Origin of the sequence: Shimia sp. (assembly GCF_022448905.1) — a bacterium.
Classification (GTDB): Bacteria; Pseudomonadota; Alphaproteobacteria; order Rhodobacterales; family Rhodobacteraceae; genus Shimia.
This window is the reverse complement of the sequence record NZ_JAKVCW010000003.1, coordinates 164,720-180,991: the sequence shown is the minus strand read 5'-3', so window position 1 is coordinate 180,991 and position 16,272 is coordinate 164,720. Positions and strand designations below refer to the sequence as shown.

Below are 16,272 nucleotides of genomic sequence, written 5' to 3'. Positions count from 1 at the left end.
CGCAGGGCTGAGCTATGCGCTACAAAAGCGCGTCTTTGTTCAGCCCCAGCTTCACAATCTTCTCGTTGAGCGTCCGCCGGCCAATCCCCAACGCCGCCGCCGCCGCATCCATTCGGCCTTGATGCGCCTTGATCGCCTTGCCGATCAGCTCCCGCTCAAAAGCCGCCACCGCCTCGCGCAAGGTGTCTGGCACATCTTCGGTGCCCAAATCCCCTGCCAAAGCCGCCGCCATTGAGCCGCCCCCCCGCCGCGCGGCCATCACCCGCCGGGCGCAGACGTTGCGCAGCTCGCGCACATTGCCCGGCCAGTCATGCGCCAAAAGCGCTGCCATATCCTCATGGCTTAACGCTGGCACTTCCATCTCATGCATCTGGGCGTATTCCCCCATGAAGTGCCCCGCCAGCAGAGAGAGATCATCGCGACGTTGTCGCAAAGGTGGCACCAGCAACACAAACGTGTTCAGGCGAAACAGCAGATCCGCACGCAACCGGTCATCCGCCACCGCCTGATCCACATCCTCATTGGTGGCCGACACAATCCGCAAGTCTACTTTCACTGGCACGCCGGAACCCACCGGGTACACCTGCTGGTCCTCGATCACCCGCAACAGCTTGGCCTGCACCACCGGCGGGCAACTGCTGACCTCATCGAGAAACAATGTCCCGCCTGAGGCCGCTTGCAACCGCCCCTCCGGGCCACCGGCAACGCCAAACATCTCCGCTTCAAAACTGTCCGGATGCAGCGCCGCGCAGTTCACCGCCAAAAACGGTCGATCCGACCGGGTGCTCAGATCATGTAAAGCCCGCGCCACCAACTCCTTGCCGGTACCCGTCTCGCCAAGCACCATGACGGCGCCATCCAGCCCGGCCAAGTCCAGTACCTCTTCGCGCAGGGCTGCAACCGCGGCCGTTTGTCCCAGCAACACGCGGTCCAAACCGGACAGGGCAAACAGCCGCTCCTTCAGCCGCGCGTTGCTGGCCTTCATCCGGCTTTGCTCCGCCGCATGAGTCAGGATGGTCAGCAACCGACGCGGCTCATAAGGCTTTTCAACAAAGCTATAGGCCCCCGCCTGCATCGCCTCCACCGCCATCGGAATGTCTCCATGGGCCGAGATCAGCACCAAAGGCGGCGCGAAATCGCGATCGAGTTGCGCCAACAGGTCCAGCCCGCTCATCCCCGGCATGCGTACGTCCGACAGGATCACATCGGGATGTATCTCGCCCAGTTTATCGAGCGCACGATCCGCCCGTGGCACGGCCTCCGCCTGCCATCCTGCGGCTTCCATCAACGCCAGCAACGACTGGCGCATGGATTTGTCATCATCCACAATCAAAAGGCTGAAAGGTTGCTCGTCGCTCATATCATCTGCTCGTTGTTGTCCTGCACCGCAGGCAGTTCCACGCGGAACACCGCGCCCCCTTCGGGCCGATCCTTTGCGCTCATGGTGCCGTCGTGATCCTTGATAATGCTGGCAGAAATCGCAAGACCCAGCCCCATGCCGCGCCCGCTGGCCCGCGTGGTCACAAAGGGTTCCTGCAAATCCGGAAGGCTCGCGGCCCCTAGCCCATGCCCAGTATCTGCCACCTCGAAGTAGGCAACCTCGCCCTCTTGCCCAACTGTCACAGACAGGCGCGACACCGCGTTCTCCTCTTCCATCGCGTCACAGGCATTGCGCAGCACATTGGTAATCACCTGCTCCAACCGTAGCCGGTTGCCCCGCACCCAAACTGGCTCTTCTGCTTGCTGCAAATCCACCTGCACAGCACCTTTCTCGATGTTGGGCGCCAACAACCTCACCCCCGCCTGCATCGCCGCGCGCAGATCAAACACCTCAAAGGCCTCTTCACTGCTGGTTGCAAAAAATTTCAACTGCCGGGTGATGCCTTCCATGCGCCCGACCAGCCCACTGATCTCGCCCCCCAGCCGCGCCGCATTCTGTGGATTAATCTCCGCCGCCGCCAGATGATTGCGCATGGCGGCAATCGGTTGCCCTAACTCATGAGTCACTGAGGCCGACAACTGTCCTAAAGCCGCCAAGCGGCTGGCCTGCTCGAGCTCCTTCTGGGTCTTCTGCAACCGCGCCTCAGCCGCCTTGCGCTCTGTCACTTCCACGGCCAGCTTCTGGTTCGAGCTGCGCAGCTGCGCTTCTTCCTTCTCCGCCCGCTTCAGCGCCCGCCCTACGCGCCGCGCCCGCTGCACCTGAAACACAATCATCAGCGCGCCCGCCAGAAACACCACCGCTGCCGTCGCCAGCCAGCTGCGCGCCACGGCACGGTCATCATCGGCAAAATAATGCAGCTGCCAGCCGTCCGGCAGATCATCCGCCACCAGATGCATACGCTCGTCCCCACCAATCACCGCGCGATTGTCCGCCTTCACCCGCCACTGCAGCGGGTCCAACGGTTGCCCGGAGAACTGCCGCACCGCGCCAATCTTTTGCTTTTGTGTCTCTGTCAAAGGTGTTAGCGCGCGATAGCGCCATGCGGGATCAGAGGCCAAAAGCACCACGCCGTCGCTGTTGGTCAGAATCACCTGCTGCCCGGCCCGCCGCCAGCTGTCTTCCAAAACAGAAAAGCCTTTCTTGATGGCGATCACACCCGCCACCTCATGGCCTTCGACCACCACGCCATCCGCCAGAAACAGCCCCGGCAAGCCTGTGGTCATACCAATGGCATAAAACCGCCCGTGCTTGCCCTGAAGTGCGTCTTTGAAATAGGGGCGGAACCCGTAATTGTGGCCGACAAAGCTGGTTTCGCTGGCGTGATTGGACGCGGCAATGGTGACCCCATTGGCATCCATCAGATAAATCGCCTCCAGCCCCGATTGCCGCGCAAAATCCTCAAGCCGTGCGTTCAGCGGCCCTGTGCCACCACCGGCCACCGCCTCGGTCACAAAGGTGTCCCGCGCCAGAATGTGCGTCAGATGACTGTGCTGCTCCAGCTCCGCCACAACTGTGCTGCGATAGAGCGAGAGCTGCCCCTGCGCCTTGCTCCATTCCTCTTGGGCGAAATAGTCAAACGCCGCCCGTTGCACCACAAAGCCCACCAACAGGGTCAAAATCGCAGAAAGGATCAAGGGACGTCGAGACATTGGGCCGGGCACAGTTGCAAAAGTTGGCGCAGGCTAGGCCAATGCCGCGCGCTTGGAAACGGGATTCTGGGGGCTTTGCCCCCGCCACCGCCAACGGCGCCTCCCCCAGGATATTTGTGGAATGAGAATGAGTGGTTGCGAGACTTTGCAGCGCAACCTACATCTTTGCTTATGTTTGCAGATTTTCTCAAACGCCTGACGGCGCCCGCCCCCGAGACTTTGAATGACTCTGACGCCCGCCTGGCGCTGAGTGCCTTACTGGTGCGTATTGCCCGTGCCGACGGGGTCTATGACCCGGCCGAAGCGGAACGCATTGAGCTCATTGTCACTGGCCGCTATGGCCTCAGCCCGTTTGAGGCCACCGCTCTGCGCAAAGAGGCCGAAACGCTGGAGTCTGAAGCGCCCGACACCGTGCGCTTCACCCGCGCGATCAAGGACGCGGTGCCGCTGGAGGCGCGCATCGAAGTGATCGAAGCCATGTGGCAGGTGGTGCTGGCGGACGGGGAACGCGATGCCGAAGAAGACAGCCTGATCCGATTGGCCGCCAATCTTTTGGGTATTTCTGACCGAGACAGCGCCTTGGCCCGCCAACGTATGGCCGCGCAAGCATGATCGCTGCCTTTCCCATGTATGACCGGCCCGAGGTGGCCGCCACATGGGATCGACTTTTGCGTCTGTTTCGCGACGCTTACGGGGATGGACCTAACACCCTGTCTCGCGATGGCGATCTTTGGGACATCTGGCAAAGCCCGGACCTTTTGCTGGCCCAAACCTGCGGCTTCCCTTACCGCACACGGCTCAAGAACAACGTCACCCTGATCGGCGCGCCGGATCACGGCATTCTGGAAGCCCCTGCAGGCCACTATTGTTCCGTGATTGTCACGCACCGCCGATTTGAGGGCCGCGAGCTGTCTGCGCTGAACCGCGCCACGCTCGCCTACAATGAGCCTCTCTCGCAATCCGGTTGGGCCGCCGTCTGGCGTCATTTTGACGAACGCGGCTTACGAATCGGGACCCGAATTCAAAGCGGCGCCCATCGGGAATCAGCCCGTTTGGTGGCCGATGGCACGGCAGATTTCGCCGCATTGGATGTGATCAGCTGGAAATTGATGCAGCGCCATGACGCTTTTGCCGAAAACCTTGTTGTCGTCGATCCGACCACGCCCACGCCAGCTTTGCCATTTATTTCCGCACGTTACCAAGATGCACCCCGAATCCAGAAAGCGTTACATGACGCCATTCAAAACCTGACGTTAGGTCAACGCGAGGAATTGTTTCTGCAAGGTCTGGTGACCCTGCCGCAAAGCTCTTATGAGGCTGTGCCAAACCCGCCAGCCCCCTGACCAATTGGCCAAATCTTTGACCAAAATGTCGCTTCCGGGGGCTCAGCCGCCCTTTTGAAAGTTGCAATTGCGCAAATTTTCATTCCTATTGGGCAACCAATGATTAACCCAATACTGATGGGGACACTGTGAGCGAAGCCACGCCCGTTCTGCAAATCCGCGACCTGCACAAGGCCTATGCCAATCTCGAAGTTATCAAGGGCGTGGACATCACCGCGCACCGCGGCGATGTGGTGTCGCTGATTGGCTCGTCTGGTTCCGGCAAATCCACCATCCTGCGTTGCGCCAACCTTCTGGAGCACAGCCAACAGGGCGAGATCCTCTTCAAAGGCGAGCCTGTGACCTGGAAAGGCACCGGCCATGGCCGTGAGCCCTCTGATCCCAAACAGATCCTGCGCATCCGCACCAACCTGTCGATGGTGTTTCAGCAGTTCAACCTGTGGTCCCACATGACCATCCTGCAAAATGTGATGGAAGCGCCAGTCACCGTGTTGGGCCGCGACAAGGGGGAAGTGGAAGAAGCCGCGCATGCGTATCTGAACAAAGTGGGCATCGCCGACAAACACGACGCCTACCCGGCGCAGCTCTCCGGTGGCCAGCAACAGCGCGCCGCCATTGCCCGCGCCTTGGCGATGGAGCCTGAAGCGCTGCTGTTTGACGAGCCCACCTCGGCGCTCGACCCGGAGCTGGAACAAGAAGTTGTGCGTGTGATCAAAGCGCTGGCCGAAGAAGGCCGCACCATGATGATCGTGACCCACGACATGAAAATGGCCCGCGATGTGTCTGATCACGTTGTGTTTTTGCACCAAGGCCTGATCGAAGAACAAGGCGCGCCGGACGAATTGTTCGGCAACCCAAAATCCGAGCGTTTGAAACAGTTCCTGTCTTCAACCGCCGCATAAAAACAACCAACCATAGGGAGCAATACTATGAAAAACCTGATCCTGAGCACCGCCGCACTGGCGCTGACCGCAGGCTTCGCCATGGCCGACACCGTGCGCCTTGGCACCGAGGGCGCCTACCCTCCATACAACTTCATCAACGACGCTGGTGAAGTCGACGGTTTTGAGCGTGAGCTGGGCGACGAGCTCTGCAAACGCGCGGAGCTGACCTGCGAGTGGGTCACCAACGACTGGGACAGCATCATTCCGAACCTGCAGTCCGGCAACTACGACGCCATCATCGCAGGCATGTCCATCACCGATGAGCGTGAAGAGACCATGGACTTCACCCAAGGTTACACCCGCCCATCCCCATCCGCATATGCAGCTCTGTCTGCCGACGTTGACGTGAACTCCGCCATCGTTGCTGCGCAAACCAGCACCATCCAGTCCAGCCACGTGGCCACCACTGGCGCAACTCTGGTGGAATTCAACACCCCAGATGAAACCATCGCAGCTGTGAACGCGGGCGAAGTGGACGCCGTGATGGCGGACAAAGACTTCCTGGCGCCATTTGTGGCTGAAACCGACCTGACCTTCATCGAGGACGTATACCTCGGCGGCGGCATCGGTATGGCCTTCCGCGAGTCTGACGACGAACTGCGCGGCAAGTTCGACGCAGCCATCGCCTCCATGAAGGCAGACGGCACGCTGAACACCCTGCTGGACAAGTGGGAAATCGAAGGCAAGTTCTAAGCCTTCCCCATTTGCAAACCACTTAAGGGGGGGCGTTGGCTCCCCCTTTTCCCACCCGGCGGACCGCCCTGCGCGGCCACACTGCCCCCAAGATCAGACGAAAGAGGCCAGCCATTTTTGCCTATTGCTCAGATCCTTCGGTCCTAGAAGGTTTGTCCTGGCTTAACTGCTATCTCACCACCGGGAAGCACATGGCCTTCTACGCCTCGTTTGGCACGGTGCTGTTGCTGCTGGCAATCACCGCCCCAACCGCGCTGTTGTTTGGCCTCGGTGGCGCCATGGCCGCCCGCGGGCGCTTCTTCCTCGTGCGTTGGTTTGGCAAGGGCTACATCGCCATTGTGCGCGGCGTGCCGGATATCGCTTTCTTCCTCTTCTTTGTGATTGCGCTGGATCAAGCGATCGAATGGATGCGCCACAAGGTCAAATGTCCCGACTGGACGGAACCGGTCCGCCAAGGCGGCGAGTTCCTCGTCTGTGACATCGCCAAAATTCCGCTTAGTTCCTCGCCCCAATGGATTCACGAAATCTATGGCTTCTGGCTGGCGGTCTTCACCTTTGCCATCGTCTTTGGCGCCTTTGCCGCCAACGTCCTGTTTGGCGCCATGCAGGCCGTGCCCCGGCCACAGCTGGAAACCGCCGAGGCCTATGGCATGACCCCGCGCCAGACCTTCTGGCGCATCCTGATGCCGCAAATGTGGATCTACGCCCTGCCCGGCCTGTCCAACCTCTGGATGGTGTTGATCAAGGCCACCCCCTTGCTGTTCCTGCTCGGCGTCGAAGACATCGTCTACTGGGCTCGTGATCTCGGCGCGTCCAAGACCGCCCGTTTCACTGACTACCCGCACGGCGACTGGCGCATGTGGTACTTCCTTGCGCTGCTGATTTTCTACCTGCTCTTCACCCGCGTCTCCGAGGTTGTCCTCGCACGCATCACCAAGCGCCTGTCCCATGGTCAGGCCACCATCGACGGTGAAGCCCAACGCAAAGCAGGGAGCGCGGCATGAGCTGTATCGACACCATTCAGAACTACGCCTTCCGCTCTCTGGGCTATGGCGAGCGCATGTTGCCGCGCACGGACTTCACCCTGTGTGAGCACTTCACCCTGATTGGCTCCGGCCTGATCTGGAACGTCTACTATGGCGTGCTCGCCGTGCTGACCGGCTTCTTCTTTGCCAATCTTCTGGCGGTGGCCAAAAACTCCAACAACTACTGGGCCCGCAAACCGGCAGAGTGGTTCATCTTCCTCTTCCGGGGCAGCCCGCTGTTTATCCAGTTCTTCTTTGGCTACTTCCTGTTCCTCTCGCTCAAAGGCGTCTCGCCGATCTTCAACCCGCTGTCTTCGGCGGCACTGGGCGCGTTGATTGTGCTGTTCCTGAACACCTCAGCCTACTCGGCAGAGATTTTCTATGGCGCTCTGCGGTCCATCCCGAAAGGCGACATCGAAGCCGCGGACGCCTATGGCATCACCGGCTGGTTCCGCTTCCGCCGCATCATGTTCCCAACCATGATGCGCCTGGCGTGGCCGGCCTACACCAACGAAGCCATCTTCCTGTTCCACGCCACCACGCTGGTGTTCTTCTCCGGCTTCCCGGCCTGGCGGCAACAGGGCGACGCGCTCTACTATGCAAACTACTTTGCGGACAAAACCTACAACCCGTTTGTGCCCTATCCGATCCTGGCGATGTATTTCATCATGCTCACACTGGTGATCATCTGGATCTTCGGCCTGGTCAACAAACGCCTGAACAAACACCTGCCTCAGGCGTCTGTGAAAAAGCTGCGGGTACGACCAAATCTGATCCGCTAATCGAGGTCAGACCACCTGAAAATCTGCAAAACACCCGCCAAAACTTGGCGGGTGTTTCTGCATTTACGCCACCTCCGCAATACAGTCGCGATACAGACGCAATACCGACGTGGAAAATGGCTGCTAAAAATTCTTCTGGACAATTCATCCCGCGCCCCCGATATTTTGATCAAATTATCGAAATGGTGACCCATGGACCCGGCACAAAGCGCAACCTTCCGGATTGGCGCAGTAGATCTCAACGGCCAATTGCGCGGCAAACGACTGCCGTCTGAACATCTCGCAAAACTCGACAAAGGCGGCGCGCGTCTGCCCCTCTCCGCCCTCAATCTGGACATCTGGGGCTGTGACATCGAGAACAGCCCGCTGGTCTTTGAAAGCGGCGACGCCGATGGCGTGCTCACCCCGTCCCCCCGCGGCGCCGTACCGATGCCATGGCTCAAGACACCATCCCAATTGGTCCTTATGGGCATGACCAACGAAGACGGCAGCCCCTTCATGGGCGACCCGATTCAGGCTCTGGCCACCGTATTGGAACGCTACGCCGCCCGCGGCTGGACCGTGGTGGCCGCCACCGAAATGGAATTCACGCTGGTGGACGACAGCGGCGCGCATCTTGTACCGCCAAAGCACCCCCGCAATGGCCGCCAACTCGACGCATCTGAGATCCTCAGCGTCTCGGAACTTGATGCTTTTGATGGCTTTTTCAGCGACATCTACGATGGCGCTGCGGCCATGGGCATCCCTTTGCAAACCATGACCTGCGAAGGCGGCGTGGGGCAGTTTGAGGTCACCCTCAACCACCAAACCGCGATGAAAGCCGCCGACGATGCCTTGCTGATCAAGCAGTTGCTGCGTGAAACCGCCCGCAACCATGGCTTTGCCGCCACCTTCATGGCCAAACCTTACGGCGATGACGCCGGAAACGGCATGCACGTGCATTTTTCTGTTGTGGATGAGAACGACAAAAACGTCTTTGACGATGGCACCGCAGAAGGCTCCGACCTGCTGAAGTCCGCTGTAGCAGGCTGCCTAGAGGCCATGCGCGCCTCGACCCTGATCTTTGCGCCACACGGGCCGTCTTATGACCGCTTTGCACCCGGCGCCCACGCCCCCACAACCGTGTGCTGGGGCTACGAAAACCGCACCGCTGCAATCCGCATTCCCGGTGGCCCCAACGCCGCCCGCCGCATCGAACATCGGGTCTCCGGGGGGGATGTGAACCCCTACCTGATGCTCGCCGCCATCCTTGGCGCCGCCATCGAAGGCATCGCGGAAGGTTTGCAGCCCCCAAACCCAACCAGCGGCAACGCCTATGCGCAGGACCTGCCGCAACTGGCCCAAAGCTGGGACGACGCCATTGCGCTGTTTGAAAGTGACGCCTTTATCGCGCGCTGCCTGCCAAAGCAGCTGATCGACAATCTGGTGATGACCAAACGCCAAGAGGCGCGAAAACTCGCCGAGATCGACGCAGCGGTCCGCTGGAAAACCTATCTGGAGCGTGTATGACACGCTTGCGCGAGCGCCTGTCTCCCGCTACCATAAATTTGATCAAATTCTGGTGACACATGAAAATCGGCATCCTTCTGACCGGCCACGCGCCTGAAGAGCTTGAACCGCACTACGGCAACTACATCGAGATGTTTAAGTCCCTGCTTTCCGGGCAGAATTTTGAATTTGCTGGCTACAAAGTTGTGGACGGAGAATTCCCCGAAGCCGTCACCGACGCCGACGGCTGGCTCATCACAGGCTCCAAACACGGCGTCTACGAAGACCACCCTTGGATCCCCCCTCTGGAGGATCTGATCCGGGAAGCCGTCACACAAAACATCCCAATTGTCGGCGTGTGCTTTGGCCATCAGATCATCGCCCAAGCCCTTGGTGGCAAAGTGGAAAAATTCGACGGCGGCTGGGCTGTGGGCCATCAAACCTACGACTTCGCCGGTACAGAACTGTCGATGAACGCCTGGCACCAGGACCAGGTCACCGAACTCCCCCCCGGCGCCGTGACCATCGCCTCCAACGATTTCTGCAAGAACGCAGCCATTCTCTATGGAGACCGCGCCCTCACCGTGCAGGCCCACCCTGAATTCTCCGCCGACTTTGTCGACGGCCTGATCAACACCCGCGGCCGCGGCGTGGTGCCAGACGACATCCTCGACGCCGCCATCGACGACCTTGATGAGCCGACCAACAGTCAAACCATTGCAGATCAATTTGCAGACTTCTTCCGACAGGAGCGCCCCCGATGAACGCCCCCAAATCCGACTGGCTTTCCAAAACCCCAGACGCCGCCCGCGCCTATTTGGAGGGCCACCGTCTCGACGAAGTTGAATGCATCATCTCCGACCTTCCGGGGATTGCCCGCGGCAAAGCCGTACCGGCCACCAAATTTGCCCGCCAAGAGTATTTCCACCTCCCAGATTCCATTTTCTACCAGACGCTTACCGGCGGTTGGGGTGAAGCCGCCGGAGACGAAGGCTTTATCGAAAAAGACATGATCCTGCGCCCGGATTGGTCCACCGCCACCGCCGCGCCTTGGACCGCCGATTGGACGCTGCAAGTGATCCACGACGCCTATAATTTGGATGGAACCCCGGTCGAATTCTCCCCGCGCAACGTGCTCAAACGCGTGATCCAGCTTTACCGCGACAAAGGCTGGGAGCCCATCGTGGCGCCGGAGATGGAATTCTTCCTTGTGGCCCGCAACACCGACCCGCGGCAGGAAATCAAACCGATGATGGGCCGCTCAGGCCGCCCTGCCGCCGCACGTCAGGCCTACTCCATGACCGCCGTGGACGAATTTGGCCCGGTGATCGACGACATCTACGACTTTGCCGAAGCCCAAGGCTTTGAGATCGATGGCATCACACAGGAAGGCGGCGCTGGTCAGCTCGAAATCAACATGGTGCACGGCGATCCGCTTAAACTGGCGGACGAGGTCTTCTACTTCAAACGCTTGATCCGTGAAGCCGCGCTGCGCCACGATTGCTACGCCACCTTTATGGCCAAACCGATCGAAGACGAACCCGGATCGGCCATGCACATCCACCACTCGGTTGTGGATACGGAAACCGGCCAGAACATCTTCTCCGGTCCTCAGGGCGGAGAAACGGACGCGTTTTTCCACTTTATCGCTGGCCTGCAGAACCACCTGCCCGCCGCGATCGCCGTCATGGCGCCTTATGTGAACTCCTATCGCCGCTACGTGCGCGATCACGCCGCCCCAATCAATCTGGAATGGGCGCGAGACAACCGCACCACCGGCATCCGCATCCCGATTTCCTCGCCACAAGCCCGCCGCGTGGAAAACCGCATCGCCGGTATGGATTGCAACCCCTACTTAGGCATCGCGGCCTCGCTGGCCTGTGGCTACCTTGGCCTGCTAGAGCAAGAGCGCCCCGACAAGCAATTCAAGGGCGACGCATACGACGGTGAAGAAGCCATTCCACGTATCCTGGGCGGCGCTTTGGATCTGTTTGACGAAGCCAAGGATCTACACGACATTCTGGGACCGGACTTTGCACGCGTGTACTCCATCGTGAAGCGTGCGGAGTACGAGGAATTCCTCGCCGTCATCTCCCCATGGGAGCGCGAGCACCTATTGCTGAACGTGTAACAGCCAAGCGGTTGGCCAGCGGCCAACCCGCTGCCTCCGGCGGAGGTATTTTCAGAAAGAGAAAGCGAGGGGCACGATGAACCTGCTCGATGCCAATGACCGCACAGGTCACTATCCTGACAGCTGGTATACGGCGACGGCCAAGCCGCTGCCCCCTTTTGCCCCAGTGGAAGGCGCGCGCACAGCAGATGTCTGCGTGATTGGTGGCGGCTTTACCGGTCTCTCCACGGCCTTGCATCTGGCCGAACGCGGCTTTGACGTGGTCCTACTGGAAGCCCACCGCGTGGGGTTTGGCGCTTCCGGGCGCAATGGCGGGCAGCTCGGCTCCGGCCAACGCATGGAACAGGACGGGCTGGAAAAACTGGTTGGACAGGACGATGCCACCAAGCTCTGGCAGCTGGCAGAAGACTCCAAAGAGCTCGTCAAAGGTCTGATCTCCAAACATAATATCAACTGCCACTACAAACCCGGCATCGCCCACGCCTGTTTTTCCGCGAAAGAGGTACGCGAAGAACACGAGTATGCCGAGCACCTGCAAACCCGCTATAGCTATGACCAGATCGAACCTCTGGACCGCGACGCGCTGCAATCGATCTGCCCTTCGCCCAAATATGTCGGCGGCTCACTGGATCTGGGTGCGGGTCACTTGCACCCGCTGGCCTTCGCCTTTGGCCTCGCCCAAGCAGCCTCGGACGCAGGCGCAACCATCCATGAAACCTCCCGCGTGACCAAAATTGACCACGGCAGCAAAGTCACCGTCACCACGGACAAAGGCACCGTAACGGCCGATCACCTCGTGCTGGCCTGCAATGGCTACCTCGGCGATCTGGAGCCCAAAGTCGCCAGCCGCGTCATGCCGATCAACAACTTCATCGCCGCCACCGAACCTTTGGGCGCGGATGTCGCCAAGGTTCTGGCGCGTGATGTGGCTGTGGCGGACACCAAGTTTGTCATCAACTACTTCCGCCTCAGCCACGACAATCGCCTGCTGTTTGGCGGTGGCGAAAGCTATGGCTACACCTTCCCCACCGACATTGCGGCCACCGTGCGCAAACCCATGGTTGAGATCTTCCCGCACCTCAAAGACATCGGCATCGACTACGCCTGGGGCGGAACCCTCGCGATCACCATGAAGCGCATGCCCTATCTGCGCCGCCTGGCCCCCAATGTGATTTCCGCCTCCGGCTATTCCGGCCACGGCGTTGGCACCGCCACCCACGCAGGGCAGTTGATTGCCATGGCGCTTGGCGGCGAAGCTGAGGGCTTTGACACCATGGCCCGCGTGCCCGCGACACCATTCCCCGGTGGCGCCAGAATGCGCAGTCCTCTACTGGCGTTGGCGATGACTTGGTACGCCCTGCGCGACCGGCTTGGCGTCTGATCCCACCGCGACATTTATTCATCGAAGTTTCACACCCGCAGCTGTGTTTACCCTTCCTTGTCACGGCACATTGTTTTATGTTTTCGAAATCCCAACTTAAGAAAGTTGAAAACTATGACATTGCCACCCAATGTGTATGACGCCGAACCAATTCCGGCGTCCGCCCGTGAGGAAATCGAGCGCCTCCTGCAAACCGGCGACCTGTTCCGCTACACCGCTGCTGAAAACGCACCTGTTGCCCTGCTGGAAGCGGAATTCGCCGCTATGTTGGGCAGCAAATACGCGCTGGCTGTATCCTCCTGCTCCGCCGCGCTCTTTCTCTCGCTGAAAGCACTGGACCTGCCACGCGATGCGCGCGTGCTGCTGCCTGGCTTCACCTTCGCCGCTGTGCCCTCCTCCGTTGTGCACGCTGATCTGGTGCCGGTACTGTGTGAAGTCGGCACAAACTACCGCATTGATATCGCTGACTTTGAAGCGCGGCTGGATGATAACATCTCGGCCGTGATCATCAGCCACATGCGCGGCCACACCTCTGACATGGACGCCATCAAGGACCTCTGTGAAGCGCGCAACATCCCTGTGATCGAAGACGCCGCCCACAGCCTTGGCACCACATGGCATGGCCGCAACATCGGCACCATTGGCAAAGTGGGCTGCTTTTCTTTCCAATCCTACAAGCTGGTCAACTCCGGCGAAGGCGGCATCATGGTCTCAGATGACGCCGACCTGATCGCCCGCGCGGTGATTATGTCCGGTGCCTATGAGCACAACTGGAAAAAGCACAAAGCGCCTGAAGGCGACAACACCGGCGAACTGGAAACGGCCTTTGCCCGCTGGCAGAACCAACTGCCGCTCTACAACCTGCGTCTCTCCAACCTCGCCGCCGCCATCATTCGCCCTCAACTGGACGAAGTCCCCCGCCGCGTGCGCGATGGCCGCGCCAACCACGACTATGTCGCCGGATTGCTAAATGCCTCGCCTTGGTTGCAAGTGCCCGAAAAGCTGACACCGGAAGAGCGCGCGCCGGATTCCATTCAGTTCAACCTCGAAGGCATGGACAACACGCAGATCCTGGCCTTCCAGGAAGCCGCCAATGCGCGCGGCATCAAAGTGCAGGTCTTTGGCCAATCCACCGACAATGCCCGCGCCTTCTGGAACTGGCAGTTTGTGCCCGAAAAGCAAGAGCTTCCACAGACCCGCGCCATGCTGATGTCCGCCTGTGACGTGCGCCTTCCTGCCCGCCTGAAACGCGACGAGCTTGACCTGATCGCAGGGGCGCTCACTGGGGCCGCCGAAGATGTGATGGGCGCGGTGCAGGCCTACGGCACCTGACACACCACGACAATTTTACGGAGAAGCGGGTCCCTGTGGCCCGCTATTCTTTTGTCCGCACGCCCTGCCCCCTAGCTTTCCGCAATTGGCTTTCTATATGCTGGAAACCCTGTGAAAGCCGGAGCGCGCCATGATCCCTTCTTCCCTGCTCGACCTGTCGCCCATTCCCGAGGGCGGAACTGCGTCAGACGCGCTGCAAAACACGCTTGATCTGGCGCGTCATGCCGATGAGTGGGGCTTCACCCGCTATTGGGTGGCTGAACATCACAACATGCCGGGCATCGCCTCCTCCGCGACAGCTGTACTCATTGGTCAGATTCTGGCGGCAACCAAATCCATGCGCGTGGGCTCAGGCGGCATCATGCTGCCCAACCACCCACCGCTGATCGTGGCAGAGCAATTTGGCACTTTGGCGACACTCTATCCAGGTCGCGTAGATCTGGGCCTTGGTCGCGCGCCGGGCACAGATATGAAAACCGCCACTGCCCTGCGGCGCGGCATGACCGGCGCAGACCACTTCCCGCAAGATGTCATTGATCTGCTTGGGCTTTTCCAAAAATCCTCCGCCGACCAACCCGTGCGCGCCATTCCCGGCGACGGCACCGATGTGCCAATCTGGATTCTGGGCTCCAGCCTGTTTGGCGCGCAATTGGCCGCACAACTTGGCCTGCCTTATGCCTTTGCCTCGCATTTCGCCCCCGATGCGCTGGAAGAAGCCTCCGAGCTCTACCGCCACCGCTTCACCGCAGGCAAAACCCAAACGCCGCACTTCATGATGGCCGTGAACGTTTTTGTCGCCGACTCAGAGCAGGAAGCCCGCCGCCTGCGCACTTCTCCGCAGCAAGCCTTCCTCAACCTGCGCAAAGGCACGCCCGGCCCGCTGCCCAAACCTGTCGCGCAATTTGAAGACGTCGCCAGCCCCGCCGAAGCGCGTCTGGTCAACGCAGCGCTCCGTGTGACGGCTGTCGGCACCAAAGACACGGTCGCCACCCAATTGCGTGACTTGATCGGCACCTATCAACCGGATGAAATTATGCTCACCGGCATGATCCATGACCACGCTGCGCGCCTGAAATCTTTTGAGATGGCCGCAGACATCCTGCGCAACATGAGCCCCTAGCGGTCCTTGCCGCGCAATCGGTCCCATGTCTGCCGCAGCCATCGCAGGTCCAGCGACGCCACAGCCACACCCAGCGGCAGCATCCAGAAGCCCAAGACAGGTAAGAACCCAAAAATCCCGAAGACAATCAGCAGGATACAAAGCAGCAAGCGAAACCCCGGCGGCACCCGCAAACGCACCCAGGCGCGAAACCGCTGCAGCTTGCCTTTAAGATCGCGCGGCGCGCGGCTCACCGTAACACCAGTGGCTGCTCCATCCACTTGCGCAACGCCTGCGTGGTCAGTTCCGGCTGCTCCAAAGTCGGCAAATGCCCCGCACCCGGAATGATCTCCAACTCGGCATAGGGGATCAGCTCCGCCATAAAGCTGTGTCGTTTCACTGGCGTCAGCCCGTCATGCTCGCCGCATAACACCAGCGCCGGACATTTACATCGACGCAAAGCGCCCTGTTGGTCCGGCCGCCGCTGCAACGCCCGCGCTTGGCGCACCAGCGTCTCCGCTCCCAGGCTGCGGCCCATCGCCAGCACCCTGCCCAGCACCTCGTTGCGCTGTGGACCCGGTGCCAGGTACTCAGGCCGCATAAAACCTGCCAAAACCTCGTCCAGCCGCCCGGCCCGCGCCCCCACAATCATGGGCTCATAAGTGGCCGCCGTCGCAGGGGTTTCGGCCAAAGGATTCGTGTCCATAAAGGCAATCCGTATGATCCGCTCCGGGATCTTGCGCAGCAATTCCATCGCCACGATGCCGCCCATGCTCAGACCGGCCAGCGCAAACTTAGGCGGCAGATGCGGGATCAACGCCGAAGCAATCTCGCTGATCCGCTCCCCTTGCGTGATCGGCGCCACCGTCACCATGTGATCTTTCGACAAATCCGCGACCTGATGCGCAAACAGCCGCGCATCACACATCATCCCAGGCAGCAGAACGATAGGTTCCTGCATGCT

General features: G+C 60.3%; 16 protein-coding genes. 12 read left to right on the top strand and 4 right to left on the bottom strand.

The window, feature by feature from the left end:
- Positions 1-19 precede the first annotated feature (19 nt).
- Both MK208_RS04865 and MK208_RS04860 read right to left on the bottom strand, forming a co-directional pair.
- Positions 20-1,360 carry a sigma-54 dependent transcriptional regulator gene (locus tag MK208_RS04865; protein ID WP_294114485.1) on the bottom strand — a complete coding sequence of 447 codons (1,341 nt, stop codon included), beginning with the start codon at positions 1,358-1,360 and terminating at the stop codon, positions 20-22.
- Entirely contained in the window at positions 1,357-3,090 is a 1,734-nt protein-coding gene (locus MK208_RS04860; protein WP_294114483.1) for an ATP-binding protein, read from the bottom strand. Before MK208_RS04860 ends, MK208_RS04865 begins: the two co-directional genes overlap by 4 nt.
- Positions 3,091-3,261: 171 nt before the next feature.
- Between MK208_RS04860 and MK208_RS04855 the strand changes: the two genes are divergently transcribed.
- The 12 genes from MK208_RS04855 (at position 3,262) to MK208_RS04800 (ending at position 15,329) form a co-directional block, all read left to right on the top strand.
- Positions 3,262-3,702, top strand: a complete 441-nt coding sequence (locus MK208_RS04855) for a TerB family tellurite resistance protein (RefSeq protein ID WP_294114482.1) — start codon at positions 3,262-3,264, stop codon at positions 3,700-3,702.
- Positions 3,699-4,433 carry a PhnD/SsuA/transferrin family substrate-binding protein gene (locus tag MK208_RS04850; protein ID WP_294114481.1) on the top strand — a complete coding sequence of 245 codons (735 nt, stop codon included), beginning with the start codon at positions 3,699-3,701 and terminating at the stop codon, positions 4,431-4,433. Before MK208_RS04855 ends, MK208_RS04850 begins: the two co-directional genes overlap by 4 nt.
- A 128-nt stretch (positions 4,434-4,561) precedes the next feature.
- Positions 4,562-5,335 (top strand): ATP-binding cassette domain-containing protein, encoded by a 774-nt coding sequence (locus MK208_RS04845; RefSeq protein ID WP_294114479.1) that lies wholly within the window; start codon positions 4,562-4,564, stop codon positions 5,333-5,335.
- A 27-nt stretch (positions 5,336-5,362) separates the two neighbouring features.
- A complete protein-coding gene (locus tag MK208_RS04840; protein ID WP_294114477.1) occupies positions 5,363-6,070 on the top strand; it encodes a transporter substrate-binding domain-containing protein in 708 nt (235 codons plus the stop codon).
- A gap of 113 nt (positions 6,071-6,183) precedes the next feature.
- The gene (locus MK208_RS04835; protein ID WP_294114567.1) at positions 6,184-7,074 is read left to right on the top strand and encodes an ABC transporter permease subunit; all 891 of its coding nucleotides are present in this window, start codon (positions 6,184-6,186) and stop codon (positions 7,072-7,074) included.
- Positions 7,071-7,877 (top strand): ABC transporter permease subunit, encoded by an 807-nt coding sequence (locus MK208_RS04830; RefSeq protein WP_294114475.1) that lies wholly within the window; start codon positions 7,071-7,073, stop codon positions 7,875-7,877. Before MK208_RS04835 ends, MK208_RS04830 begins: the two co-directional genes overlap by 4 nt.
- 192 nt (positions 7,878-8,069) lie before the next feature.
- Positions 8,070-9,386, top strand: a complete 1,317-nt coding sequence (locus MK208_RS04825; protein WP_294114473.1) for a glutamine synthetase family protein — start codon at positions 8,070-8,072, stop codon at positions 9,384-9,386.
- Between the two features lie 59 nt (positions 9,387-9,445).
- A complete protein-coding gene (locus tag MK208_RS04820) occupies positions 9,446-10,129 on the top strand; it encodes a type 1 glutamine amidotransferase (RefSeq protein ID WP_294114472.1) in 684 nt (227 codons plus the stop codon).
- Complete coding sequence (locus MK208_RS04815) at positions 10,126-11,496, top strand: glutamine synthetase family protein (RefSeq protein ID WP_294114470.1); 1,371 nt, start codon at positions 10,126-10,128, stop codon at positions 11,494-11,496. The genes MK208_RS04820 and MK208_RS04815 overlap by 4 nt, the downstream gene beginning before the upstream one ends.
- Positions 11,497-11,572: 76 nt before the next feature.
- Positions 11,573-12,877 carry an FAD-binding oxidoreductase gene (locus tag MK208_RS04810; RefSeq protein WP_294114468.1) on the top strand — a complete coding sequence of 435 codons (1,305 nt, stop codon included), beginning with the start codon at positions 11,573-11,575 and terminating at the stop codon, positions 12,875-12,877.
- A gap of 114 nt (positions 12,878-12,991) precedes the next feature.
- Positions 12,992-14,209: an aminotransferase class I/II-fold pyridoxal phosphate-dependent enzyme gene (locus MK208_RS04805; protein WP_294114466.1), complete on the top strand. Its 1,218-nt coding sequence runs from the start codon at positions 12,992-12,994 to the stop codon at positions 14,207-14,209.
- A 130-nt stretch (positions 14,210-14,339) separates the two neighbouring features.
- A complete protein-coding gene (locus MK208_RS04800) occupies positions 14,340-15,329 on the top strand; it encodes an LLM class flavin-dependent oxidoreductase (protein ID WP_294114464.1) in 990 nt (329 codons plus the stop codon).
- On the opposite strand, the gene MK208_RS04795 is transcribed toward MK208_RS04800, so the two are convergent.
- Positions 15,326-15,562: a hypothetical protein gene (locus MK208_RS04795; protein WP_294114461.1), complete on the bottom strand. Its 237-nt coding sequence runs from the start codon at positions 15,560-15,562 to the stop codon at positions 15,326-15,328. The genes MK208_RS04800 and MK208_RS04795 overlap by 4 nt on opposite strands.
- Positions 15,559-16,269: an alpha/beta hydrolase gene (locus MK208_RS04790; RefSeq protein WP_294114459.1), complete on the bottom strand. Its 711-nt coding sequence runs from the start codon at positions 16,267-16,269 to the stop codon at positions 15,559-15,561. The genes MK208_RS04795 and MK208_RS04790 overlap by 4 nt, the downstream gene beginning before the upstream one ends.
- Positions 16,270-16,272 lie beyond the last annotated feature (3 nt).